Here is a 25,879-nt window from a genome sequence, read left to right as displayed (position 1 = left end):
ACAGATGGCCTCACAACAGGTGCGCGGCCTGGTCCACCACGGGGATCACCCTCCGGGCCAGCCGCCCCACCGGCCCCTCCGCCCGCTCCTGGGAGAGCAGCCGGGCGACGACGTCGGCCGTCTCCGGGTCGCCGGCGGCGGTCGCCGTGAGCAGTGCGACGAGATGGTCGACCAGCCAGTCCCGCAGCTCGGCGGCCGGCGGGCGCTTGCCCTCGTCGACCCAGATCAGCGAGGCCGCCTCGACGGCCGCGATCCAGGTCCGCACCATCATCCCGAGCCGTGGCCCGGGCTCGTCCACGCCCAGGTGGAAGAGGATCTGCTCGGCGGCGGCCCGCCGCACCTCGTCGACGATCGCCGAGGTGCGGGAGGTCTCGGCGACGCTGCCGCCGCGCAGCAGGGCGGCGAAGCCCGCGTCGTGCTCGTCGACGAAGGCGAGATAGCGGTCCAGGACCCGGGCCAGACGCTCGGTGGGCGGCCCCGCCGGCGGCTCGGCGAAGCAGTGCTCCAGGGCGTCGGCGGAGGAGCGCAGCGCCGCCTCGTACAGCTGCTGCTTCCCGCCGGGGAAGTAGCGGTACACGAGCGGCCGCGAGACCCCCGCCGCCTCGGCGACGTCGTCGAGCGACACGTCCTCCGGCGGCCGGTGCGCGAACAGCGTCTGCGCGGCGTCGAGCAGCTGCCGCCGCCGCTCCTCGACGCTGAGGCGGCGGTACGCGGGCGTAGCGGCACTGGTCATGCCCGCAGCGTAACCCCGTGGGGGCGACGCCCGAGGGGCGATGTCGGGTCGGGATCCGGATCCCGACCCACCCCTCAGGCCAGCAGCCCCGACGACCTCCACAGCCGCCGTCCCGCGCCCCGCAGCACCCCGATGTCGTCCAGGAAGTCGGTCAGCCGCTGCGCGCCGGACCGCATCACCTCGCGGCGGTGGGGGCTGGCCTTCACCTGCGCCACGGCCTGGCGGCGGTCCAGGCCCACGTTGTCGTAGACCGCGGGGTTGACGAAGCAGGTGGAGAAGACCCGGGCGGCCTCGCCGCAGCTGAGCCGGGTGAACTCCTGCTCCCAGCGCGGGGCGGTGATCATCTGGCGGCGCAGTTCCTCCCGTGCGTAGCGCACGTGGCGGGCCTCCTCGACCACGTGGATCCGGGTGACGCCGCGGACCAGCGGCTGCACCCGCTCGTCGGGGAAGGTGAGGCGCTGCATCCAGTCGAGGATCTCCTCGCCGAGCAGGGTCGCGGCGAAGGAGCCGGGGGTGGTGGAGACGGTCTTCAGGACGCGGCCGAGGTTGTGGTAGATCCGCGGCACCGGGTACTCGGGCGCGCCGCCGCGGCGGATCAGCTTGGCGAACATCATCGAGTGCCGGCACTCGTCGGCGATCTCGGTGAGCGCGTACCGGACATGACTGCTGGTCAGTGATTTGTCGTAGATGTGCCGGACGAGCAGTTGCATGAGGATGATCTCGAACCAGATGCCCAGCGAGGCGAGCGACGCGGCCTCGTGCCGGGACAGGTCGATCCGCTGCTCCTCGGACATCCGGTGCCACAGCGGGGTGTCGTAGAGGGAGACCAGCTCCGGCGGCCAGAACCACTTGCCGTCCTCGAAGGGCGCGGTCCAGTCGAGCTCGGTCTCGGGGTCGAAGGAGTGCTTGAGGGAGGACTCCAGGAGCCGCTCGGCGACCTGTTCGCGGTCGCGCAGCGGTCCGAGGGCGTCCCGCAGCAGGCTGAAGTCGGGCTCGGTCATGCGGGGCATGACTTTATAAGACTCCTCGTCAGTAACGTGGTCAATCCCTCGCGCACGACTTGTTGACCCTGCGTCTACCAACGTGTGAGCCTGCTGGAAGACAGCGGGAAGGAGCCGTCAGTGTCGACGCACGACTTCTACGTCCGGGCCCCCGAGGAGCCGATCTGGTCGGTGCCGGCGTCCGGCGCCGCCCGTTTCACCTGGGAGTACGACCCCCAGGCGGCGGACGGCCAGAACCGCCTTCTGGCCCTCTACCAGAAGGGCAAGGACAAGCAGTGGGACGGCGCCAAGCGCATCGACTGGGACCTGGAGGTCGACCCGTACGACCCCCTCGGCACTCCTGACGAGGCCATGTCGCTGTACGGCACCCGGCACTGGGCCAAGCTCACCGACAAGGACAAGGGCGAGCTGCGCCGGCACTACACCTCCTGGCAGTTCAGCCAGTTCCTGCACGGCGAGCAGGGCGCGATGATCTGCGCCGCCCGGATCGTGGAGTCGGTGCCCGACCTGGACGCCAAGTTCTACTCGGCGACCCAGACCATGGACGAGGCCCGGCACGCCGAGATCTACGGGCGCTTCCTGCAGGAGAAGATCGGGATGCTCTACCCGATCAACGACAACCTGCGGGGACTGCTCGGCGACACCCTGCGCGACTCCCGCTGGGACATGCCCTACCTCGGCATGCAGGTGCTGATCGAGGGCCTCGCGCTCGCCGCCTTCGGCATGATCCGCGACACCACCGACAAGCCGCTGCCCAAGCAGATCCTGGCGTACGTGATGCAGGACGAGGCCCGGCACGTGGCCTTCGGCCGGATGGCGCTGCGCGACTACTACAAGCAGCTCACCGACGCCGAACTGCGCGAGCGCGAGGAGTTCGTCATCGAGGGCTGCTACCTGATGCGCGACCGGCTGCGCGGGGTCGAGGTCCTGGAGAACTTCGGCATCCCGAAGAAGGAGGCCGAGGAGCTCAGCGAGCAGAGCGAGTTCCTGCACCTCTTCCGCAAGCTGCTGTTCAGCCGGATCGTGCCCTGCGTCAAGGACATCGGCCTGTGGGGCGAGCGGCTGCAGAAGGCCTATCTGGACATGGGCGTCTTCGACCTCGGCGACTCCAACCTCGACCTGCTGATGACCCAGGACGAGGAGATCGCGGAGGCGCTGGACCGCGAGCGGTTCGCGGCGGAGGAGGCCCGGCGGGTCGCCGAGGTGACGGAGGCGATCGCTGAGGGGGAGGCCGTCTCGTAGCCGTACGGGGAAGGGGTGGGCCCCCGGCGCCGGAATCCCGGCACCGGGGGCCCACCCCTTCCCGTACGGGCCTCGGCTCAGCCGAAGGCCTTCTTCACCTGCCAGCCGGAGGCGATGACGGTCTTCGCCGCGGCGTTGGTGTTGGTGGTCGACGGGTAGTAGACCGCCATGTGTCCGTCGGACGCGAAGCGGGCCCAGATGTCCGGGATCCCGTCGGCGTTGATGTCCGGGATGCCGATGGCCGAGCTGACGTTGGCCTCGGTCCAGCCGGTGCCGAAGGGCTCGTCGCCGGCGACGGCGTTGGCGGCCAGCATCAGGGAGTCGAGGTCGACGCTGCCCGTACCCGTGCCCGGCTTGCCGCGGCGCAGGTACATGTTGCCGTTGTCCAGGTTCCGCCAGAGCAGGTCGGGGACGCCGTCCTTGCTCATGTCGGCCAGGTTGACGATGTCGCGGCGGCCCCACGCGTCCGGGTTCATCATGGTCGCGGTCTGGACGGTGCCGCCGGTGTAGCCCGAGAGCACCCAGAAGGAGAGGCCGGAGCGGATCACCAGGTCCGGCAGCTTGTCGCCGGTGATGTCACCGACCGCCTTGAGCTGGGTCCAGGTGGACGGCGCGGGCGCGTTCGACGGCAGCCGGACCTTCATCCGCTTGCCGGCGTCGAAGGAGCCGTAGCCGTCGCCCGGGTAGAGCCAGAAGCCGCCGTCAATGGTGACCGCGAACAGGTCCGTGGTGCCGTCGCCCGGGTAGGCGTCCTGGTAGTGCGCGATCAGCGCGACCTTGCCCGAGGCGGCGTCGAACCAGTGGCCGGCCGGGTCGAGGTCCGGCTTGCCGTCGGCGCCGATCGTGTACGAGGCGGCCAGGGAGCCGTACAGCTCGCCGCCCGGCTGGGCCGCGTACGACCGCAGGTTGCCGTTCTCGTCGACGACGAGGAGGTCGGGCGTGCCGTCGCCGCCGACGTCGCCGGGACTGTCGGCGGTCTCCTTCGGCGGGATGTAGGTGGTGTAGTCGGTGCGCTTGCTCGGGTTGCCGAGGCTGTCGTACGCGTACACCTGGAGGGTGCTCGGGCCGGCGTTCAGCGGCTGCAGGGCGGGCACGGTGGCCATGCCCTCGGCGTCGGCGTTGATCGTCTGCGGGCTGACGCCGGTCCAGTTGTACGTGAACTTCACGGCGCCGGGCGAGTCGAAGGTGACCGGACCGGTCTTGCCGAAGCTCACCGTGGCCCAGGTGGCGCCGTCCGAGGTGGCGCGCAGGAACACGTCACTGGTGACGATGGGCTGCGAGGGGCCGCTCGGGTCGACCGTGATGCGGCAGGGCTCGGAGCCCGGCGGGTACACGGTGGAGTCGGCGCCCGCCGCGTCCCGGGCCATCACGTCCCAGGAGAGCGTGGTGTTGGTGGTGATGCCGCTCAGCAGCGGGTCGGTGACCGGGATGTTCAGCGAGGCGACGCCGGACGAGTTGGTGGTGACGAAGGTGCCGGCCGGGATCGTGCCGCCGGTCTTCCAGATGCGGAAGCGCAGCGACTTCAGGTTGCCGTCGGCGTCCTTGGCACTGGCGGTCAGCGTGATGTTGGTCTTGCCGATGGTGACGCCCGCGCCCGGGCCGGGGGTGCACGCGCCACCCGGCTTCGAGGTGCCGCCGGTGGGCTCGGACGGCTTGCGGTTGTAGTCGACCTCCAGCGTCGCGGACGTGGCACGGAACTTGCGCCAGGTGTACGTGCTGGTCTCGGTCGTGGCGCGCAGGCCGAAGGTGATGTTCGACCAGCCGTTGGTGGCCGCCTTCTGCGCGGCGCCCACGACCTCGGAGTTGTTGAACACCTCGTAGTCGTCCGGGCAGGAGGTCGACCAGCCGTGCGCGAAGGACTTCTTCTGCAGCTGGTCCGACCAGGACGGCTGGGAGTTCCACGTCGTACCGGAGGAGATGGCGCCGGTCAGGTAGAACTGGAACTCGCGGGTGTCGCAGGACCACGAGTGGTTGTTCAGCACCTTGAACGCGGCCGAGGTGACGGTCGCGCCCTTGATGCTGCTGGAGAAGCCCATTCGCCAGAAGGAACGGCCCAGACCGCCGGTGTCCTGCTCGTAGCCCACGCGGGCGTCGGACGTGCCGGAGGAGAAGTTGGTGCCGTTGTAGAAGCTGGTGTTGGGGTACGGCCGGTAGGCGGTGGTCCAGGCCTGCCAGGCGGTGTTGAGCGTCGGGTCGACGAAGACGGGGTACGTCACGTCCTTGCCGGACAGCAGACCCGCGCCGGCGACGTTCAGCTCGATGCGCGCCTCGCCCGTCCCTTCGCCCGCGAGCGTCAGCGGCAGCTGGGCGGACTTCGCGCCCGGCTCGATGCCGGTGAGGCCCGAGAGCTTCAGGACCTGGGCCGGGGTGCCGGTGGCGACCCGGTTCGCGGTGCCCGCGGGCAGCTCGGGGTCACGGCCGCTGGAGTCCCAGGCGAAGGGGGTCGGGACGGAGCCGATCTCCTTGCCGGCCCTGTCCTGGACTTGCACCCGGCTGCCCGCGGTGTCGTTGCGGAAGGTGGCGGTCGCGGAGCGCAGTCCGTAACCCACGTGCGCGAGCGCGGGGTTCGCGGCGGCCTTCGGGGTCTTGACGATCAGCAGCTCGGCCAGACCGCCCTCCTCGCGGGCCACGAGCAGCAGGTCGACGCCCGGCAGCACCTCGGAGTAGAGGGCGCGCGGACCGTCGAGCACCGGCTCGGGCAGGGCGCCCGGCCAGGTGTACGCGACGGTGTGGCCGTCGAGTTCGACCTCGGCGAGCACCGTCTCGCCCGGCACCTCGGCGCGGGCGAACGAGCGGTCGGCACGCGCCTTGGCCGGCGTTCCGCTTGCGAACCGCACGGGAACGGCGGGGTTCACGGGTGCGATGCCGAGGCCGCGGGGCGCCTTGGCCGAGCGCTTCAGGGTGTTGTCGAGGTCGGCCCACTCGCCTTGGGCGTTCCTCGCCCGGGTCGGGGTGGCCGTCATGCGGGTGCGGTACTGCCCGTCGGGCAGCGCCCAGGTGAGCGACGTGGCCGTGGTGGCCGTGTCGACGAGGACCTTCTTGCCGGTGCGGACGGCCTCGGCCACCGCGGCGGCCTCGTCCTTCGGACCGGTCGAGGCCGGTGTGGCCTTGGTGGAACCGCCGGCTTCGGCGGGATGCGAGCCGCCCGGCAGCCACCAGGGCAGCAGGGCGGCGGTGAGGACGACGAGGACGAGGCCCAGGGTCGACGACAGCCGTGCGCGCGTGCGCACGAAGGGGCTGAGATATCGGGGATATCGGGGCGGCGCGGTCACGGCGGTCTACTCCCGTGGGAACCATGTGGATGGGGACAGCACAGACAGCCCCGACGGCGGGCCGCGGGGCACAAGGCGCGCACACGATCACACATGTGAAGCACCGCGTCTACGAGTGAAGGATTTATGAATCCGTTACGCAAAGCCGGAACCGACTTGACGGAATGTCAACGCGGCCCGGTTCGCGGCATTTCGGTGCCGTAATCACCCGTGATCATGTGACATCGCGGGTTCTGACTGACGCGCCGTCAGTGCGCCGGTCCGCTCGCCTTCATCCCGTGACCGAGATCACTTCTCCCGGCTTTGCGCGGCTCCGGTCGATCTTGATATGTGCCCGGAACATGACAGAGAGTGCGCACGCACGCGCCTGAGCCAGGCGTGTGCCCTTCGGTGTTTCCGCACCTCGTCCGTATCGAAGTTGCCAGGGTGGGAGTCGACGCGCATGCGTGCTTCAAGTCCGCTGTCATGGCTGGGGCGAGGACGCCCAGCCCTGACGGAGTCACAACGACGGCGCCGGCGGCGAAGCCGCGCGGCGATCGTCCTGCTGTTGTCCTCGACGCTGACCGTCACCAGCCTCGGCGGACAGGCGCTCGCCGTCCCCGGCCCCGGCATGAACCGCCAGGAGTCCACCAGCACGGTCGACCTCCCCGACCTGCCGAAGGAGTCCGAGACCCCCGGTGACGACACCGCGCAGAAGACCCTGACGCTGGCGCCCGAGGCGGCCATCCCCCAGTACGCGCCCGACAACATCGCCCCCTGGCCCTCCGGCCCCGGCACCGCGACGATCGACGCGACCAGCACGCCCGGCACCACCGTCCCGGTCACCAGCCCGAACAACCTGCCGGTCGCGCTCGGCGTGCCCGAGGGCGGCGACCCGGCGGCCCTGGCCGGCGACTGGCAGGTCAGCCTCGCCCCGCAGACCGACTCCGTGACGGCCGGCGTCTCGGGCATGGTCATGAAGGTGACCCCGCCGGCGACCGTCGACCCGGCCGCCGAGGTGGCCCTCACCGTCGACACCACGGGCTTCGCCGACCTCTACGGACCGCAGGCCGCCGACCGCTTCGGTCTGATGCTGCTGCCCGAGTGCGTGTACTCGGCTCCCACCGAGGGCGACTGCGCCGACGGCGCCGGCACCACCCCGATGTCCCTGTCCGAGGAGGACAAGGACGTCAGGAACGGCAAGAAGAACTTCCAGCGGCTCGCCTCCACGGTGCGGACCGTGCCCGCGAAGAACGCGCCCACCAGGTCGGCCGCCGCGAAGAAGTCGCCGACCCGCACCCTCGTCACCGGCACCGTCCCGGTGTCCAGCCTGGTCGGCGAGGGCTTCGTGCCCGCCGGCGCGACCAAGGCGTCCTACCGCGACGGCGTGCAGCCCGCCGCCACCGCCACCGGCGGCGCCGCGGTCGGCATGCTCGACACCGGCTCCTCGGTCTCCGGCGACTTCACCGCCTCGCCGCTGCTGTCCTCCGGCTCCTGGTCCGCCGGCTCCTCCTCCGGCGCCTTCACCTACGGCTACCAGGTGCAGGTCCCGGAGACCGCCGGCGGACTGATGCCGAAGGTCAGCCTGGCCTACTCCTCGCAGTCCGTCGACGGCCGCACCTCCGCGTCCAACAACCAGGCCTCCTGGATCGGCGACGGCTGGGACTACAACGCGGGCTCCATCACCCGCACGTACGCCAACTGCCGCCAGGACTCCAAGAAGGCCGGCTCCAACAACTCCACGCACCGCACCGCGGACCTCTGCTGGGGCTCGGACAACGCCACCCTCTCGCTCGCCGGCATGACCACCGAGCTGGTCTGGGACGAGACCAAGGGCCCGCTCGGCTCCGACGGCAAGCCCGTCGGCCAGTGGTTCACCGCCAACGGCGACGGCTCCAAGGTCGACCGGGTGCGGGGCACCGCCACCGGCAACGGCGCCAAGGACGGCGAGTACTGGCGGGTCACCACCAAGGACGGCACGAAGTACTACTTCGGTCTGAACAAGCTCCCCGGCTGGTCCGACCACGGCACCGCGGCCGACGACCCGACCACCGACTCGGTGCTCACCGTCCCGGTCTACGGCAACCACTCGGGCGAGGACTGCTACAAGGGTCCGACGACCGAGGACTGGAAGAACTCCTACTGCACGCAGGGCTGGCGCTGGGGCCTCGACTACGTCGAGGACGTCCACGGCAACGCCATGTCGCTGTGGTGGAAGAAGGACCAGAACCACTACGCCCGCAACTTCAACTTCAAGGACCCGGTCGTCTACGACCGGGACGGCTGGCTCGACCACATCTACTACGGCCAGCGCAGCGACACCATCTTCACGAAGACGGCCCCGGCCCGCGTCGGCTTCGAGGTCGCGGAGCGCTGCTACACCATCGGCACCATCACCTGCACCGAGGCCAACTTCACCTCGAAGGACCCCGGCCAGTACCGGCCCTGGTTCGACACCCCGGCCGACCTGCGCTGTGAAGCGGACAAGAAGTGCTGGAACGCCGGCCCGTCCTTCTGGACCCGCAAGCGTCTGGACAAGATCCAGACCTCGGCCCAGCGGCGCACCGACACCGACGCCCGCCAGGTCGTCGACGTCTACCAGCTCAAGCAGTCCTTCGCCGAGCTGAAGACCGGCCCGAACACCGCCCTGTGGCTGGAGTCCGTCCAGCGCACCGGCTACGCCCGCAACGGATCGACCGACGCCAGCGTCACGCTCAACTCGGTCCGCTTCGAGCCCAACACCGAGGACATGCCGAACCGGGTCAAGGCGGTCCACCCGAACCGGCCCGGCTTCTCCCGGCTGCGCATCGCGCGCGTCATCAACGAGTACGGCGGCGAGACCGTCGTCAACTACAAGCCCATCGAGGGCGACTGCCTCAGCGGCAGCCTCCCGGGCAAGGACGACAAGGCGGCCCTGAAGGCGAACAGCCGCCTCTGCTACCCGTCGTTCTGGAACCCGGACCCCGAGGTCCAGGACATCGACTGGTTCCACAAGTACGTCGTGGACACCATCGAGGAACTGCCGAACATCGACGGCAGCTTCACCACGAAGACGGCCTACCAGTACCGGAACCCGGCCTGGAAGCTGGCCGAGGCCGAGTTCACCAAGAAGGCCGAGCGCACCTACTCGCAGTTCGCCGGCTTCGAGCAGACCACGGTCCTGACCGGCCCGGACGACGCCACCAGCGCCGCGCAGCGCTCCAAGGCCGTCACCCGCTTCTTCCGCGGCCTCGGCGACACCGTGCCCGTCACGGACATCACCGGCGCCGAGATCGCCAAGGACCGCGAGCCCTTCGCCGGCATGATCGCCGAGGAGCTCACGTACACCGACTCCACCAAGGCCGACGGCGACTGGCTGTCCCGCTCCGTCACCAAGCCCGAGGCCACCGAACTGGCCAAGCGCGACCGCGACGACGGCCTGAGCCCGCTGCGCGCCTGGCGCGTGACGGAGCCCGAGGAGACCGCGTACACCAAGTCGTCGGGCACGAACACCGACGACCCGCGCACGGTCCGCTCGGTGCGGACGACGACCACGTACGAGCCGGACTACGGTCTGCCGACGCTGGTCGAGTCGCTGGGCGACACCGGCAAGACCGGTGACGAGACCTGCACCAGGTCGGAGTACGTCCACCAGACGGCGAAGAACCTCATCGGCCTGAGCAAGCAGGTCCTGATCTCGCCGACGACCTGCGCGAACGCCGACTGGGCGAACCTCGGTTCGCTGGCCGGGGCCACGCGCACCGCCTACGACGGCGCCGCGTACGGCACGGCCCTCGCCGCCGACTCCCGCGGTCTGGCGACGCAGAGCTGGTCCCTCAACGGCACCGGCACCGGTTTCCAGACCGACGGCACGCGCGCCTTCGACGACGTCGGCCGCGTCATCCGGCAGACCGACCCGGACCAGCTGGCCAAGGCGACCCCGAAGTCGTCCACGATCTCCTACGTCTCCGAGGGCCCCGCGACGGGCCAGGTCTTCAAGGTCGTCACGACCAACGTGCTCGGCCACACCCAGACCCAGGAGCTGGAGCCGGGCCGCTCGGTCACGACGAAGACCACCGACCCCAACGGGTACACGAGCGAGGCGCTGTACGACCCGCTGGGCCGGCTGTCCGAGGCCTGGGCCCCGGGCCGCACCCCCGGCAGCGGCATGGCCGACTTCCGCGCGGTCTACACGATCCCGGCGGAGGAGACCGACCCGACCGACGCGCAGATCAAGATCCGCAAGCCTCCCTACGTCACCACGTACGCGCGTGGCTACGAGGACCGGATCGAGACCTCCGTCACCCTCTACGACGGCCTCGGCCGCGAACGGCAGACGCAGGAGGAGGCCGACAACGGCTCCGGCCTGCTGATCACCGACACCCTCTACAACAACGCCGGTGAGGTCTACCAGACCAACAACGCCTACCTGACCCAGGAGGCGAAGCAGGGCGAGCTGTTCAGCCCGCTGTCCGACACCGCGGTTCCCAACATCACGCGCTACACGTACGACGGCCTCGGTCGCGTGACCGAGGAAATGCCGTACATGAAGTGGATCGACCCGAACACCACGGAGTCCTACTCCAAGCCGTACCCGGAGCGGGCCGTCCGCTACGAGTACGGCGAGGACTGGTCGAAGGTCGTCCAGCCGCAGGGCGACTCGTCCTACCGGGTCTGGACCGACGCGACCGGCCGCACCCTCCGCACGGACACCTTCAACCCGGCGGCCCCCGGCGGGTTCACGTCGACGCGCTACACCTTCGACGCGAAGGGGCAGGTCCAGCAGGCGGTCGCCTCGGCCGACCCGACGCACCCGTGGTCCTGGACCTACGACCACCGCGGCCGGGCGGAGACCGTCACCGACCCCGACGCCGGTGTCACGCGGAACACCTACGACAACCGTGACCGCCCCCTGACGGTCACCAACGGCCGCGGCACCAAGGTCTGGAACGGCTACGACGAGCTGTCGCGGCCCACGGAGCAGCGACTCGACGGCTCCGCCGGCAAGCTCCTCGCCGGCTTCACGTACGACACCGTCGCGGGCGGCAAGGGCATGCCCGCCACCGCCACCCGCTACACCGACGACCTGGCGTACACCCAGACGGTCAACGGCTACACGAAGGACTACCAGCCGACCTCGACCACCCTGTCCCTGCCGCAGTCGATCGCCACCACCTGGGGTCTGCTGAAGGACTACACGTACGAGTACAAGTACTCCGACAACGGCATGCTGGACGAGTCCACCGTCCCCGCGGTGGGCAGGTTCGCGAGCGAGAAGCTGGTCGTCCGCTACAACAAGGACGGCAAGCCGCTCTCGGTCTCCGGCAAGGACTGGTACGGCTCCGAGACCGTCTACGACGCCTACGGGCAGGTGCTGCGCTCCACCCTGGGCGCCCAGCCCTACCGGGTGTGGACGCAGAACTCGTTCGACGAGTCCAGCGGTGAGCTCACCGAGCAGTCGGTCTACCGCGAGAAGGGCGCCGCCGACCCCGCCACCGACAAGAGCGTCGTCGGCGGCAACCTGGTGTCCAACCGGGCGTACACCTACGACCCGGCCGGCAACGTCACCTCGATCCAGGAGAAGTCCACCGGGATCGAGGAGCGCCAGTGCTTCGTCTACGACCCGATCGGCCAGCTGAAGTCCGCCTGGACCTCCAAGGACCCGGCGACGAAGGCCTGCACCACCCCGCAGAACACCGACGGCACGCTCAACGTCGCCGCCGGCGCGGACACCTCCGGCTACTGGCAGGAGTACGAGTACGACCTCCTCGGCAACCGCACCAAGCTGACCGAGAAGGACCTCTCCGGAGACGCGAACAAGGACGCCACCACCTCGTACGAGTACGGCGTGGGCGCGGCCAAGAGCCAGCCGCACACGCTGACCAAGGTGTCGAAGACCTACCGGACCCCCGCGGGTGCGCAGGTCAAGGCCGAGGCCACGCGTCTGTACGAGCTGACCGGCGAGACCAAGTCGATCACCTCGATCGAGAACGGTGACAAGCAGGACCTGACCTGGACCTACGACGGACGGGTCGACCGGATCACCGGTGCGGGCAGCGGCGGCAGGACCCCGTACGTGGGCCTGGCCGACAAGTGCCTGGACCTGAAGACCGGTCTGGGGGCCGCGGGCCAGCCGGTCCAGCTCTACGGCTGCAACGCCACGACGGCACAGAACTTCAGGTTCACCCCCACCCCGGCCCCGGTCGGCGGAACCCAGAGCGACCCCGACCGTGGCACGCTCTCGGTGAACGACACCTGGTGCCTCCAGCCCGCGGCCAACACCGCGGGGTCGGCGGTCCAGGTCCAGAAGTGCGGCACCACGGCGGCGCAGGTGACCGCCCAGGAGCTGCGCCGGAACACGGCGGGACAGCTCACCCACCTCGCCTCCGGCCTGTGCCTGGCGGTGCAGGGGGCCAACTCGGCCAACTCCACACCGGTCGTCCTGGCGACCTGTGACGGCACGTCGGCCGCGCAGCTGTGGCTGCCGCAGAACGACACCCGGCACATCTACGGTCCCGGCGGTGTGCGTCTGCTGACCGTCAAGGGCAAGCAGGCCACCCTGTACCTGGCCGAGGCCGAGGTCACCGTCCAGCAGGGCGGCGTCCTGGTCAACACCCAGCGCAGCTACCCCACGCCCGGCGGCGCGGTCATGCGCTACGCCTACGGGACCGGCTCGGAGACCCTGGTCGCGCAGACCGCGGACCACCAGGGCAGCGCGTACGCGGAGGTCACCCTCTACGGCGGCATGTCGGTGCGCATCCGCAAGCAGGACCCGTTCGGCAACGAGCGCGGTACGGCCGCCGCCAACATGCAGAACCACAAGGGGTTCCTGGGCCAGACCAAGGACGACGCCTCCGGCTTCCAGCCGCTGGGCGCGCGTCTGTACGACCCGGTGGTCGGACGCTTCCTGTCCGCCGACCCGGTGCTCGACCTGAACGACCCGCTGCAGTCCAACGGGTACGCGTACGCGCAGAACAACCCGGTGACGTACTCGGACCCGAGCGGTCTGGCGATCAGCCTGACCGCGTCGGAGAAGGCCGCGGCCCTGGCCGGCGCGGGTCTGACCGCGGCCGAGGTCGCGCAGGCGCAGGCGATGCAGGGCAAGTCCCTCACCTCGGTGATCCTCGCCGTGGCGTGGGAGACGCTGAAGGACTTCATCGGCATCAACGACGCCATGGCGTGCTTCGGCGGCGACATGTGGTCCTGCGTCAGCATCGCGGTCGACGCCATTCCGTGGACGAAGCTCGGCAAGATCCCGTCCGTCATCAAGGCCGTCAACCGCACCATCGACGCCATCAAGGCCTTCAAGGCCGCGAAGCGGGCGGCGGAAGCGGTCCTCAAGGCGGCCAAGGCCGCCGAGGCGGCCGCGTTGCGGGCCAAGAAACTGGCCATCGAGAAGGCCAAGAAGGAAGCCGCGCAGAGAGCCAAGAAGAAGGCGGCGGAGGCCGCCAAGAGACGAGCCGACGCGGCGGCCGCCGCCAAGCGGAAGACGGGTAACCCGACACACAAGCAGGCCCAGTCCAAGGCCGCACCCAAGTCCTCCTCCCACGGCGGCGGAGGCAAGGGCGGCGGCAGCAAGGGCGGCGGCGGAGGCGGCGGCGGCAAGTCCGGCGGCTCCTCCCGCAGCAACGGCGGCAGCAGCGGTGGCGGCGGTTCCGGAAAGGCCGGCCCCGGCTGCAACAGCTTCGTGCCCGGCACGAAGGTGCTGATGGCCGACGGCTCCACCAAGCCGATCGAGCAGGTGAAGGCCGGCGACAAGGTCGTCGCGACCGACCCGAAGACCGGGGAGAGCCGGGTCGAGACGGTCACGGCGGAGATCAGGGGCCAGGGACTCAAGCACCTGGTCGAGATCAGCGTCGACGTCGACGGCGAGGCCGGGGCGAAGACGGCCCGGGTCACCGCGACCGACGGCCACCCGATCTGGGTTCCCGAGCTCGGCGACTGGATCGAGGCCACCGACCTGAAGTCCGGCCAGTGGCTCCAGACCAGCGCCGGTGTCCGGGTCCAGGTGACCGCGGTCAAGCGCTGGACCGCTCAGGCCGCCACCGTGCACAACCTGACCGTCTCCGACCTCCACACCTACTACGTGGCGGTCGAGGACACCTCGGTCCTGGTGCACAACTGCAACGGCTGGCTCGACGGCCACGCCGACTCCTGCCGGTGCGACGGCAGCGGCAGCGACCCGAACGCGGTCCTGGAGGGCCAGGGCGGTGCCGCGGACGACGCCTGGGACGCCCATGAGGCAGCCCAGAGGGCCGCCGACGACGCGGCTGACGCGGCGGACGACGCCGTCCAGGCCGCTGAGGACACCAGCGGCTTCACGTCTCATGCATTGCAGCGACTGAGGGAGCGGAATGTCTCGGTGGAGACAGCGCGTGCGGTGCTCGCGCAGACTCCGTTCTCGTACGAGCACGAGGGCCTGAACAAGATCGGTTACTACGACCCGAAGTCCAGGGTGTTCATCGCCAAGACCATCGATGGCAACATCAATACGGTGATAGCCGACGTGTCGCAGAGCTACGTCGACGGTCTCCGGCCTGACGGCGGAAACGGCGGAAGAAGAGGAGGGCGTCACCGATGACGAATGTTCGGGTCACCTACGACGGGGAGGCCAACGCGGCATATGTGTACCTCGACCACCCGGAGGTACGTCAGAGGGTGGCGCACACGTATCCGTGTGATCCGGCCAAGGTCGGGGGCATGATCAACCTCGACTTCGACAAGGACGGACGCCTCGTGGGCGTCGAGGTACTGGACGCTGACACCAAGGTTCCCCAGTACCTGCTCGATGCGGCGGAGCGCCTGGACGCCTGACGGCGTCGAGGTAACCCCGAGGGAGCCCCCGCCCGGCACACGCCGGGCGGGGGCTCCCTCGCGTCCGGGACATCCCTAACGCCCCCGCGCCTCCGCCTCCAGCCTCAGCGCCTCCTCCATCACCGCCTTCGCGATCGGCGCCGCGCTGCCGCCGCCGCTGATGTCCGTGCGGCTCGCCTCCGCGTCCTCCACGACCACCGCGACCGCGACCGCCGGCTGGGCCGAGTCGGCGGCCTGGGCCCAGGCGATGAACCACGCGTAGGGGGTGCCGGTGTTGCCGAGGCCGTGCTGGGCGGTGCCCGTCTTGCCGCCGACGCGGGCGCCCGGGATGGCGGCGTTGGTGCCCGTGCCGTCCTCGACCGCGCGGATCATCAGGTCCTGGAGGCGGGTGGCGGTGGAGGGGCGCATGGCCTGGCGGTAGGTGCGGCGGGGGGTGGTGTCGATGGTGGTGCCGGAGGAGTTGGTGGTGCGTTCGACGAGGTGGGGGTGGGCGATCTCGCCGTTGTTGGCGACGGCCGCCGCGACCATGGCCATCTGGAGCGGGGTGGCCGCCGTGTCGAACTGGCCGATGGAGGAGAGGGCCAGCTGGTCGTCGCTCATGTCGGTGTCGAAGTTCGACTTCGCCACCCACGACGGGACGCGCAGCCCGGTGTCGTTGAAGCCGAAGGCCTGGGCGGTCGCCACCATCCGGTCGAGCCCGACCTTCACGGACAGGCCGGCCATCACCGTGTTGCAGGACCACTGGATGGCGTACGCGAGGGAGGCCTTCGCACAGCCGGTGGCCTCGTTCGGGAGGACCTGGCGGGTGCCGGGCAGGACGAAGGGGTCGGGGGTGTCGGTCGGGGCGTCGGGGTCGGTGACGACGTCCGTGTCCAGGGCCGCCGCCGCCGTCACGATCTTGAAGGTGGAGCCGGGCGGGTACGTCTGCCGGATCGCCCGGTCCAGCATCGGCTGATGGGGGGAGGTGTTGAGCCGCTGCCACTCCTCCGTCACCGCCGGGCCGGTGCCGGACAGGACCCCCGGGTCGTACGAGGGGGAGGAGACGAGCGCCAGGATCCGGCCGCTCGACGGCTCGATCGCCGCCACCGCGCCCCGCTTGCCGTCCAGCCCGCGGTAGGCCGCCTCCTGCATCCGGGCCCGGACGGTGGTGACGACGTCGCCGCCGGGCCGCCGATCGCGGCTGATGTCGTTCCACAGGGGGAGCGGGGCGAGCATCGGGTCGGTGCCCGACAGGACGGAGTCCTCGGCGTTCTCGACCAGGGTCGTGCCGTACGTCTGCGAGGCGTAGCCCGTCACCGGCGCGTACAACGGGCCCTGGGTGTACGTGCGTTCCCAGCGCAGCTGCTGCCGGCTGTCGCGCGAGCCGGTCACCGGGCGCCCGTCCACCAGGATCTCGCCGCGCGGCTGGCCCCAGCGGTTGATCGCGATCCGGCGGTTCGCCGGGTTGTCGTCGTACGACCCGGCCTCGAAGACCATCACCCGGGCCGCGTTCACGAGGAGCGCGACCAGCAGGACGAAGCACAGGGCGGCGGCCCGCCGGATGTACCGGATCACGGGGAACCCCTCATGTCGCGTCCCTCACTTCGAGTCCTCCGTGATCGGGGCGATGACCCCGGTGTCCGCCATGTCCGGGCGCGGCGCCCGTGCCGAGTCCGAGACCCGGACGAGCAGGGCGACGATCACCCAGTTGGTGACGACGGACGACCCGCCCTGCGCGAGGAACGGCATCGCCATGCCGGTCAGCGGGATCAGCCCCATCACCCCGCCCGCGATGACGAAGACCTGGAGCGCGAGGATCGAGGCCAGGCCGACGGAGAGCAGCCGCCCGAAGGGGTCGCGCAGTGCGAGCCCCGCCCGGTAGCCGCGGGCGACGAGCAGCGCGTACAGCAGGAAGAGCGCGGTGAGGCCGGCCAGGCCCAGCTCCTCGCCCACCGTCGCCAGGATGAAGTCCGACTTGGCGGCGAAGCCGATGAGCACCGAGTGCCCGAGGCCCAGGCCCGTGCCCAGCATCCCGCCCGCGGCGAACGCGAACAGCGACTGGGCCAGTTGCCCCGGCCCGTCGCCCGCCCGGATCGACGCGAACGGGTCCAGCCAGTCCTCCACCCTGCTGTGCACATGCGGTTCGAGCGAGCCGACCAGGAAGGCGCCGGCCGCGGCGAGCAGCAGCCCGACCGCGATCCAGCCGGTGCGCCCGGTCGCCACGTACAGCATGATCACGAAGAGCCCGAAGAACAGCAGCGAGGTGCCCAGGTCCCGTTCGAGGACGAGGACACCGACGCTCAGCAGCCAGATCGCCACGATCGGGCCGAGCACCCGGCCGGTGGGGAACTGCAGCCGCCAGACCTTCCGCCCGGTGTACGCCAGCGCGTTGCGGTTGGCGGCCAGATAGGCGGCGAAGAACACCGCGAGCAGGATCTTGGCGAACTCGCCCGGCTGGAAGGACAGTCCGCCGATCCGGATCCAGATCTTCGCCCCGTTCACGGCGGGGAAGAAGATCGGCAGGATCATCAGCGCGAGCGCCGTGGCCACCGACAGATACGCGTAGCGCTGCAGCACCCGGTGGTCCCGGATCAGCAGCACCACCAGGATGAAGAGTCCGACCCCGAGAGTCGACCAGTCCAGCTGGGTGGGCGCGGCCGTGTCGGCCGGCGTCTCCAGGTCGAGCCGGTAGATCAGCACCAGACCGAGCCCGTTGAGCAGCACCGCGATCGGCAGCAGGAGGGGATCGGCGTACGGGGCGCGCAGCCGTACGGCGAGATGCGCGAGGAGCGCGAGGGTGCCGAGCCCGGCGCCGTAGCGGGCGGCGTCCGGCGGCACGGCCCCGTGGCGGGCCAGCCCCACCTCCGCGTATCCCAGGACCGAGATCAGGACCGCGCCGACGAGCAGCGAGAACTCCACACCGCGCCGCTTCGGGACCCGGACCCCGGGCGGGGGCGCGTCCCTGATGTCCTTCGCGTCCGTCGGCGGCGGTGCGGTCATGGACCGCAACGTAGCAAGCAGTAAGCCTTATGTCCCTTTTGTGTGACGGTGTGCCGCGGCCGGGGCGTTACGGGTTCGCCGGGCCTTCCGGGTCCGCGAGGCGTACGTACTCCGGGAGCGTCAGCCGGGCCAGCGCCCCGCCGCCCCCGTCCTCCTCCGGCGCGTTGGCGAACACCAGCTCCGCGCCGATCACCTCCGCCTGCCCGGCCGCGATGGTGAGCCCGAGCCCGTGGCCCTTGCCCCCGCTCTCGGTGCGGAACCGCTGCGGGCCGGCCGCGAGCAGATAGTCCGGAAAACCCGCGCCGTGGTCCCGGACCGTCACCACCGGCCCGTCCACCGTCAGGACCACCGGCGGAGCGCCGTGCCGGTGCGCGTTCGCGACCAGATTGCCCAGCACCCGCTCCAGGCGCCGCTTGTCCGTCTCCACGGCCGCGTCCCGCACCACCCGCACCTCGGTCCGGGCCGCCCCGGCGGTGCTCGCGGCGGCGCGCACCACCCGCTCGGCCAGCGGCCCCAGGTCGTGCACCGCCAGGTCGACCCTCTCGGTGCCCGCGTCGAGCCGGGAGATCTCAAGCAGGTCCTCGGTCAGCGCCCGCATCGTCCGCACCCGGTCCCGCACCAGCTCCGACGGCCGCCCCTCCGGCAGCAGTTCGGCCGCCGCGGACAGACCGGTCAGCGGAGTGCGCAGCTCGTGCGCCACATCCGCCGTGAAACGCTGCTCGCTCTGCAGCTTGCGCTGGAGCGAGGAGGCCATGGTGTCGAGCGCCGCGGACACCGTGGCCACCTCGTCGAGTGGCCGCGAGGGGTCCTCGGTGCGGGGGTCGCCGACGCGCGCGTCCAGGTCGCCGGCGCTGATCCGCCGCGCCACCGTCGCCGTCGCGTGCAGCCGCCGGGTGACCCGGGTGACGGCGAACGCGCCGACGAGCAGGGTGGCCCCGATGGCCAGGACCGACGATCCCAGGATCGAACGGTCGAGCCGGTCGATCGTCGCCGCGCCCTGCGTGTAGTCGACGCGTACGGCCAGGGCGCGCCCGTCCGCCGGACCCGCCGCCCACATCGTCGGACGCCCCTCGAACTCCGCCACCATCGTGCCCCGCTCGCCGCCCGTCGCGAGCGCCCGCAGCGAGGCGGGCAGGCCGGGCGGGTCCACCCCGGCGGACCGGGGCAGCGGCTCACCCGACTCGTACAGCCGGCCGACCTCGTCGAGCCGGGTCAGCGCCTTGTCCCGGGAGTCCCGCACGGTGTGCCCGGCCACCGACGCGTGCACGAGCACGCCGAGCAGCGCCGCGAGCGCGCAGCACATGACGGCGATGAAGACGGCGGCCTTCCAGGTGAGCGTCGCCGACCAGGCGGGCCGCCTCGCGAGCCGCCTCACGGGCCGCCCCCGGAGGGGGTGGGGCTCACGAAGTCGGGCGCGGGGACGATCGAGGCGCCGGGGCCGCGCGGCCGGACCCGGACGATCTCGTCCCTGGCCGGCAGCATCGTGTGCTGCTGCGCGTCCCAGGACCACGCGGTCCGGTACTCGTAGCCCGGGATCCCGGCCGAGCTCGCCCGGACGATCAGGTCCCGGCCGGCCAGCTCGACGCTCACCACCTGGTCGACCGTGGACATGATCCGGGTCAGCCCGCCGTTCTCGGCGATGTAGACGCGCACGCCGAGCTGCTGCTCGGGCATGCGGATGCCGACGATCAGGTCGTCACGCCCGTTGCCGGTGAGATCGCGGTAGTACGGTGCGAGGACCGGGCAGCCCTTGCGGTCGGTGCCGCACCTCTCGACGGCCCGCACCGTCTCCTCGTACAGCCCGTCCCGCCCGGACCGCGCGTCCTCGTGCCCGCGCACCTCGGCCTGGACGACGGCGACCGGGTCGACCGCGCGCACGTCGTTGTCCGGGGCCGCGATGCCGGGGACGCGTTCCGTGGTGTTCTCGCCGTAGTCGATCGGCGGATCGGTCGCGGGCGGCAGGTCCGGCCAGAGGCGGACCGGCCCGACGGCGCCGGACGTGCGCCCCGCGCTCTGCAGCTCGCCCTGCCCGCCGCAGCCGGCGAGGAGCGCAGCGAGGAGCGCCGTGAGCAGCGCGGTGAGCGGTGCGGTGACGGCGAACAGGCGTCGGCGGCGCATTCCCACGCTGCTCCCTCGCTGTGACGGGCTCCCTTTCTCCGTAAACCTTATTCGTAGGGAAGTCCTTTTTGTCCACTCGCCGGAGTCGGGCGCGGGCGCTCCCACGCCGTCATGCCCTCACGCCGTCATGCCTTCACGCCGTCATGCCTTCACGCCTCTCGCGCCCTCACACCGAGCGGCGCTCCAGCTGCGACAGGGCCGCCCGGCACAGGGTCAACAGCTTCTCGTCGTCGTGCACGTCGTGCGAGCCCGCACCGTCCTCGCGCGCGTTGTGGCGCCGCCTCCGGGACAGCTCCGCGCGGATCGCGGGCTCAGCGCCCGCCGCCGCCGGACCCATCTCCGCCAGGCACTCCGCCACGGCCACCCGGGTGTGACGGTTCTCCTCCCAGGCCGCGAGCAGCACCGGCAGGGTGTCCACGGTCTCGCCGGTCACCCGCCACAGCGCCGCCGCCGACCGCACCCGCACCCACAGCTCCCGCGCGCCGAGCCCGGCCCGCAGGGCCGGCGCCGTCCGCGCCGCCGCCGGGCCGATGGCGCCCAGGGACAGGGCCGCCGCACACCACTCCTCGCCCGAGGTGCCCGGCCGCAGCCACTGGTCCAGGGTGTCGAGCGCCTCGTCCAGCGAACCGTCGAGCGACCACACCGCCCGCGCCGCCATCGCCGAGACCGCCGCCGACGGCGAGGCGAGCAGCCGCCGGGCCTCCGGCAGCGCCTCCCGCGCCGCCGGGCCGAACGCGGTCAGCGTGCGCAGACACGCCTCGTGCACCCAGTCCCGCCGGTTCGCCGGCGCCCCGCGCAGGATCCTCAGCACCTCCGGCAGAGCCTGCGCGCCCCGTACCGAGCCGAGCGCGAACAGCAGCGGCGCCGCCCGGTCGTACAGCAGGTCGTCGAGCTCCACCTCACCGAGCCGGCGCCGCAGCACGGGGGCGAGCGGCAGGGCCGCCGGACCCAGCGAGTCCACCGCGTACAGCAGCTCCCGCCGCACCTCGCGCTCCTCCAGGGCGCGCGCGAGCAGCGGGATCGCCCGCGAGTCGCCCGACCGGGCGAGCGCGAGCAGCGCACCGCCCCGCCCGGCCCGCGCACCCGGCCCGGGAACCGGCCACGCCTCCGTCACCCCGCCCGCCCCGGCCGTCAGACGGGCGGCGAGCGCGTCGGACGAGGGCGCGGCCAGCTCGAAGAGGCGCTCCAGGAGCGACGTGGCCGCCTCGCGCAGCCGCGGCTCCGGGTCGCTCAGCTGCGCCCCGACCAGCCGCACCACCTCGTCGTACCGCCCGCGCCACACCCGTATCAGACCGCCGCACAGCCAGATCGCGTCCGAGCGCTGCCCCCAGTCGGGGCTGCGCAGCTGGGCCAGGACGAGCGCGATGCGGTCGTCGACCCGGTCGTCGAGGGCGGTGTGCAGGGTGCGAAGCAGCTCCTCGGTCCACGGGGTGGGGCGGCCCGCCGAGTGCTCCTCCAGGAGTTCGCGCACCTGGCCGATGAGGGTGGGCGCGGCGACCGTACGGGCCGGCTCGGCGGAGACGTCGGCGGGCGCCGTGCGCACCTCGTCGAGCAGCACCGTCACCCGCTCCACCACGTCGTCCGGGATCTCGGCGGGCGCCACCCGGGCGAGCTGCGCGAGCGCGGCGAGCCGCAGCCCCGGCGCCTGCGCGACCCGCGACAGCCAGTCCAGCCACTCCACGGTCTCGGCGCGCAGCGACTCGTGCCGCAGCGCGATCCGTCCGACCGCGGCGACGAGCGCGAGCCGCACCTCCGTGTCCCGCTCGATCGTCAGCCGCTCACGGAGCAGTCCGAGTACGTGGACGGGGTCGCCGTGCAGGGAGGCGAGCGCGCACGGGGCCGCGAGCCGCACCTCGGGGTCGGGGTCGTGGACCAGGGCGAGGAAGACGTCCGCGCCGGCGGCGATCGCGGCCGCGGCCATCGCGTAGTTCGCCGCCGGGGTGAACTCGGCGTCGTCCGGGTCGAGTTCGTCCAGCTCCTCGTCGCCGCAGAGGTCGATGCCGCCGATGCTGGTGAGCAACTCCACGATGCCGCCCCGGTCCTGGACCGTGGGGTCGGCGACGAGTTCGAGGAGGAAGGGGATGCAGGCGAGGGTCGAGTCGTAGACGTCGCCCTGGTGGTGGACCGCTCCGTACATGCCGTCGAGGGCGTTCTCGCGCTCGGCGGGATCCTCGGAGGCGAGCCCCCGCAGCAGCTCCGGCACGTCGTCGGCGGGGCCGTAGGCATGGCCCAGCGAGGCCCAGTCGACCTCCTCGATCCCCGTCAGCATGCAGGCCGCCTTCCCCGTGAGCGCGCTGTACCAGGCAGCAAGTGTGCACCAATGGGCCCTTCACAAGGACCCGCCTGCCGGACGCGGTCCCGCAACCCCCGCACGGCCGCTCGCTTTGCGCCATCCGCAGGTCCGCCCGGAGCGCCGGCGGACCCCCGCCCCGCCGTCCCTGAGCCCTCGCACGCCCTCTTCCCTCGGCTCGCGCGCCCGCCCGCGCCCGCCGGACATGCGCACTTGTGCGCCGGAGTGCGCCCCGGGTGCGGCGCGCCGGGCGTCCGGGGACTTTGTCCGGAACGGAACGGAGCAGAGTGGCCGCCGGGATCCGGCCAGAGGGCGGTCCGGTGGCCGGGTGCGGGCTTGCGCGGGCGGGGCCGGCGGGGGTTCCCGTACGGGGCCGGGTCCGGCGTCGGGGTCAGAGAGCGTCCGGGTCCGGGCCGGGAGCGGCGTCCGGGTCCGGGTCGGCGTCCGGGTCGGGCCAGGGTTCGGTCTCCCGTACCCGGACGAAGCGGGCGGTGTCCTGGCGGCCGGCGATCACGAGCAGCTCGACCGTCACGGGCGCGGCCAGCGGGCGCACCGGCCCGTGCTCGGGATGCTCCACCGGTTCGTCGGCGACCCCGGCCGCCGCCGCGGGCCCGGCGACCTCGTGCGCCTGGCGCCCGGTGAGCCGGGGCGCGGTCCGCAACTCGCGTCCGTCGGGCAGCCGGACGAGGAGCGCGTGCGGCCGGCCGGGCAGACCGAAGAGCCCGACGAGCCGGGCGTCGACGGTGTCCGAGTGCCGGACCTTGCGCCAGGCCCAGGTGCCGCCCGGCCGGTACGCCGAGTTCCAGGCCTTCGCCACGACCCCCTCGACCCCGGCCTCGCGCAGCGCGTCGAACCAGTCGCGGGCGGTCGCCTCGTCCTCGGTGGCGAGCACCCGCTGGAGCGGCGGCCCGATGCCGGCGAGGGCGGCGCCGAGCAGCTCCCAGCGTTCGCGCAGCGGCCGGGCGCGCAGGTCGTGGCCGGGGAGGGCGAGCAGGTCGAAGGCGATGTACGAGACGGGGACCCCGGCCCGCTCGCGGTCCCGGTGCGAGCGCAGCAGATCGGTGAAGCTGAGCCGCCCGTCGCGGTACGCGCAGAGCTCGCCGTCCAGGACGATTCCGGGCGGCAGCCGCTCGCCCAGGTAGTCGGCGATGCCGGGAAACTCGGGCGCCAGGTCCCGCCGGGCCCGCGACTGCAGGAAGACCTGGCCGCCGTCGAGGACGAAGGCGAGGGCACGGAAGCCGTCGAGCTTGAGCGAGTACTGGTAGCCGCCGGGCACGCCGTCCTGCCGGGGCAGCGCGTCGGCGGCCCGCGGCCGCATGACGTCGACGGGCGGCCGGAGGACGACATCGGGATCGGGGCTCCCGGCGGGACCCGCACCAGGGCCCGTACCCGGACCCGCACCCGGACCCGGACCCTTACCCGGGCCCGTACCCGGGTCGGCGCCGGCGCTCACGGCACCGGGCCCGCGACGGCCGGGTCGAACAGCGGGGCGAGCAGCTCGCCGTACTCCTCCAGGCGCGGACCGATCGCGTCCATCAGCAGGACCAGCCGCTCCGGCGACCCGCTCTCGGCGGTCTCGGCGACCTCGTCCCAGGTCACGGGCGCGGAGACGGACGGCAGCGGGCGGGCCCGCAGGGTGTAGGGGGTCGCGGTGGTCTTGGCGGCGGCGTTCTGGCTGTGGTCCACGAAGACCTTCCCGGGCCGCAGGGCCTTCGCCATCCGGTGCACGACGAGCCGCGGCAGCGCCGCCTCGGCCGCGACGGCGAGCCGGCGGGCGTACCCGGAGACCGTCTCCGACGGCGTCGGCGTGACCGGCACGAGCAGGTGCAGCCCCTTGGCGCCGGACGTCTTCGGGAAGGCGGTGAGACCGTCCGCGGCGAGCTGTTCCCGCAGGTGGAGGGCGACCCGGCAGCACTCGACCACGGTCGCCGGCGGCCCCGGGTCGAGGTCGAGCACCAGCCGGTCGGCGACGGCGGGGGCGTCGGCCCGCCACTGCGGCGTGTGGAACTCGACGACCAGGTTCGCCGCCCACATCAGCGAGGCCAGGTCCTGGATCATCACCTGCCGGGCGCGCGGGGCGTCCGAGCGCGGCACCGGGGTGGTGTTCACCCAGGCGGGCGTGCCGGGCGGCGGGTTCTTGGTGAAGAAGAGCTGCCCGTCCGGGCCGTCCGGGTAGCGCAGGAAGGAGACCGGCCGGTCGCGCAGATGGGGCAGGATCGCGGGCCCGACGGTGGCGTAGTAGTGCAGCAGCTCGCCCTTCGTGGTGCCGGTGGAGGGGTGGAGGACCTTGTCCAGGTTGCTGAGGGCCAGACGGCGCCCCTCCACCTCTGTGATGGGCGTCATACGATGAGAATCCCACGTATGCCGGGACGTATCAGGACGAAGGGGATGAAGCGTGCGATCCATCTGGAACGGGGCCATATCCTTCGGACTGGTCAGCATCCCGATCAAGCTGGTCAACGCCACCGAGAGCCGGTCCGTCTCCTTCCGCCAGGTGCACACCGAGGACGGTGGCCGCATCCGCTACAAGAAGGTGTGCGAGCTCGACGGCGCCGAGGTCGCCCAGGCGGAGATCGGCAAGGCGTACGAGGACGCCGACGGCACCATGATCCCGATCACCGACGAGGACCTGGCCGCGCTGCCGCTCCCGACGGCGAAGACGATCGAGATCGTGGCCTTCGTCCCGGCCGGAGAGATCGACCCGCTCCAGATGGACGCCGCGTACTACCTCTCCGCCAACGGCGTGCCCGCCGCCAAGCCGTACACCCTGCTCCGCGAGGCGCTGAAGCGCAGCGAGAGGGTGGCCGTCGCGAAGTACGCCCTGCGCGGGCGTGAGCGGCTCGGCATGCTGCGGGTCGTGGACGACGTCATCGCCATGCACGGGCTGCTCTGGCCCGACGAGATCCGCGCCCCGGAAGGCGTGGCGCCGGAGACGCCGGTGACGGTGCGGGAGGCTGAACTCGACCTGGCCGACGCCCTGATGGCCACCCTCGGCGAGGTCGACATCTCCACCCTGCACGACGACTACCGCGAGGCGGTCGAGGAGATGATCGCCGCGAAGGCGGAGGGCGGCGAGGGCGTCGCACCGCCGGAGCCCGAGACGGGCGGCGGCGGCCAGGTCATCGACCTGATGGCGGCACTGGAGGGCAGCGTCCGCGCGGCGAAGGAGGCCCGGGGAGAGGCGGCGCCGGTCACCGAGCTGCGCCCGCGGAAACGGACGGCGGCGACGTCGACGCCGAAGGAGACGGGCGCGAAGAAGTCGACGGCGAAGACCGCGGCGAAGAAGACGGCGGCGCCGGCCCGGAAGTCGACCGCGGAGAAGAAGCAGCCCGCGAAGAAGACGACGGCGAAGTCGACCGCCAAGTCGACCGCCAAGTCGACCGCGAAGAAGCAGCCCGCGGCCGCGAAGAAGACGGCGGCGAAGAAGGCCGCGCCGCGCAAGCGCAGCGCCTGAACGGCCCGCACGCGTGTA

General features: G+C 71.9%; 14 protein-coding genes. 4 read left to right on the top strand and 10 right to left on the bottom strand.

Translation table 11 applies throughout. The features are described 5' to 3' along the window. Positions 1–10: 10 nt before the first annotated feature. Together AB0M18_RS04495 and AB0M18_RS04490 are read right to left on the bottom strand one after the other, a co-directional pair. Positions 11–733 (bottom strand): TetR/AcrR family transcriptional regulator, encoded by a 723-nt coding sequence (locus tag AB0M18_RS04495; RefSeq protein ID WP_365755303.1) that lies wholly within the window; start codon positions 731–733, stop codon positions 11–13. Positions 734–807: 74 nt separating this feature from the next. After that, entirely contained in the window at positions 808–1,743 is a 936-nt protein-coding gene (locus AB0M18_RS04490; RefSeq protein WP_365755302.1) for a diiron oxygenase, read from the bottom strand. 111 nt (positions 1,744–1,854) lie between these two features. Here AB0M18_RS04490 and AB0M18_RS04485 point away from each other — a divergent pair, with 111 nt between their 5' ends. Then, the gene (locus AB0M18_RS04485; RefSeq protein ID WP_365755301.1) at positions 1,855–2,976 is read left to right on the top strand and encodes a ferritin-like domain-containing protein; all 1,122 of its coding nucleotides are present in this window, start codon (positions 1,855–1,857) and stop codon (positions 2,974–2,976) included. A 77-nt stretch (positions 2,977–3,053) separates the two neighbouring features. On the opposite strand, the gene AB0M18_RS04480 is transcribed toward AB0M18_RS04485, so the two are convergent. Further along, the gene (locus tag AB0M18_RS04480; RefSeq protein WP_365755300.1) at positions 3,054–6,206 is read right to left on the bottom strand and encodes a DNRLRE domain-containing protein; all 3,153 of its coding nucleotides are present in this window, start codon (positions 6,204–6,206) and stop codon (positions 3,054–3,056) included. Between the two features lie 652 nt (positions 6,207–6,858). Between AB0M18_RS04480 and AB0M18_RS04475 the strand changes: the two genes are divergently transcribed. Further along, positions 6,859–14,787 carry a ricin-type beta-trefoil lectin domain protein gene (locus AB0M18_RS04475; RefSeq protein ID WP_365755490.1) on the top strand — a complete coding sequence of 2,643 codons (7,929 nt, stop codon included), beginning with the start codon at positions 6,859–6,861 and terminating at the stop codon, positions 14,785–14,787. Then, positions 14,784–15,020, top strand: coding sequence for a DUF2283 domain-containing protein (locus AB0M18_RS04470; protein ID WP_365755299.1), 237 nt, complete (start codon positions 14,784–14,786; stop codon positions 15,018–15,020). The genes AB0M18_RS04475 and AB0M18_RS04470 overlap by 4 nt, the downstream gene beginning before the upstream one ends. A 75-nt stretch (positions 15,021–15,095) precedes the next feature. Here the strand turns inward: AB0M18_RS04470 and AB0M18_RS04465 are convergent, their stop codons facing one another. The 7 genes from AB0M18_RS04465 to ligD all read right to left on the bottom strand — a co-directional run bounded on the left by AB0M18_RS04465 (position 15,096) and on the right by ligD (position 24,750). Continuing rightward, a complete protein-coding gene (locus AB0M18_RS04465) occupies positions 15,096–16,574 on the bottom strand; it encodes a penicillin-binding transpeptidase domain-containing protein (RefSeq protein WP_365755298.1) in 1,479 nt (492 codons plus the stop codon). A gap of 24 nt (positions 16,575–16,598) precedes the next feature. Further along, positions 16,599–17,999, bottom strand: coding sequence for an FtsW/RodA/SpoVE family cell cycle protein (locus AB0M18_RS04460; protein WP_365755297.1), 1,401 nt, complete (start codon positions 17,997–17,999; stop codon positions 16,599–16,601). A 67-nt stretch (positions 18,000–18,066) separates the two neighbouring features. Further along, positions 18,067–19,374, bottom strand: a complete 1,308-nt coding sequence (locus AB0M18_RS04455; RefSeq protein ID WP_365755296.1) for a HAMP domain-containing sensor histidine kinase — start codon at positions 19,372–19,374, stop codon at positions 18,067–18,069. Then, entirely contained in the window at positions 19,371–20,117 is a 747-nt protein-coding gene (locus AB0M18_RS04450; RefSeq protein WP_365755295.1) for a hypothetical protein, read from the bottom strand. The genes AB0M18_RS04455 and AB0M18_RS04450 overlap by 4 nt, the downstream gene beginning before the upstream one ends. A gap of 166 nt (positions 20,118–20,283) precedes the next feature. Then, complete coding sequence (locus AB0M18_RS04445) at positions 20,284–22,386, bottom strand: PBS lyase (protein WP_365755294.1); 2,103 nt, start codon at positions 22,384–22,386, stop codon at positions 20,284–20,286. A gap of 412 nt (positions 22,387–22,798) precedes the next feature. After that, a complete protein-coding gene (locus AB0M18_RS04440) occupies positions 22,799–23,725 on the bottom strand; it encodes a DNA ligase (RefSeq protein ID WP_365755293.1) in 927 nt (308 codons plus the stop codon). A 131-nt stretch (positions 23,726–23,856) separates the two neighbouring features. Further along, complete coding sequence (gene ligD / locus AB0M18_RS04435; protein WP_365755292.1) at positions 23,857–24,750, bottom strand: non-homologous end-joining DNA ligase; 894 nt, start codon at positions 24,748–24,750, stop codon at positions 23,857–23,859. 52 nt (positions 24,751–24,802) lie between these two features. Between ligD and AB0M18_RS04430 the strand changes: the two genes are divergently transcribed. Further along, positions 24,803–25,861 carry a Ku protein gene (locus AB0M18_RS04430; protein WP_365755291.1) on the top strand — a complete coding sequence of 353 codons (1,059 nt, stop codon included), beginning with the start codon at positions 24,803–24,805 and terminating at the stop codon, positions 25,859–25,861. Positions 25,862–25,879 lie beyond the last annotated feature (18 nt).

The sequence above is a fragment of the Streptomyces sp. NPDC051909 genome (assembly GCF_040681095.1).
In the GTDB taxonomy this organism is placed as follows: Bacteria; Actinomycetota; Actinomycetes; order Streptomycetales; family Streptomycetaceae; genus Streptomyces.
This window is presented reverse-complemented; position numbering and strand designations above follow the sequence as displayed.

What these genes read in the sequence shown, in the direction of transcription:
- AB0M18_RS04460 (WP_365755297.1), bottom strand. Translation starts at nt 17,999, where the DNA reads ATGACCGCACCGCCGCCGACGGACGCGAAGGACATCAGGGACGCGCCC.
- AB0M18_RS04470 (WP_365755299.1), top strand. Translation starts at nt 14,784, where the DNA reads ATGACGAATGTTCGGGTCACCTACGACGGGGAGGCCAACGCGGCATAT.
- ligD (WP_365755292.1), bottom strand. Translation starts at nt 24,750, where the DNA reads ATGACGCCCATCACAGAGGTGGAGGGGCGCCGTCTGGCCCTCAGCAAC.
- AB0M18_RS04440 (WP_365755293.1), bottom strand. Translation starts at nt 23,725, where the DNA reads ATGCGGCCGCGGGCCGCCGACGCGCTGCCCCGGCAGGACGGCGTGCCC.
- AB0M18_RS04445 (WP_365755294.1), bottom strand. Translation starts at nt 22,386, where the DNA reads ATGCTGACGGGGATCGAGGAGGTCGACTGGGCCTCGCTGGGCCATGCC.
- AB0M18_RS04490 (WP_365755302.1), bottom strand. Translation starts at nt 1,743, where the DNA reads ATGCCCCGCATGACCGAGCCCGACTTCAGCCTGCTGCGGGACGCCCTC.
- AB0M18_RS04475 (WP_365755490.1), top strand. Translation starts at nt 6,859, where the DNA reads ATGAACCGCCAGGAGTCCACCAGCACGGTCGACCTCCCCGACCTGCCG.
- AB0M18_RS04495 (WP_365755303.1), bottom strand. Translation starts at nt 733, where the DNA reads ATGACCAGTGCCGCTACGCCCGCGTACCGCCGCCTCAGCGTCGAGGAG.
- AB0M18_RS04450 (WP_365755295.1), bottom strand. Translation starts at nt 20,117, where the DNA reads ATGCGCCGCCGACGCCTGTTCGCCGTCACCGCACCGCTCACCGCGCTG.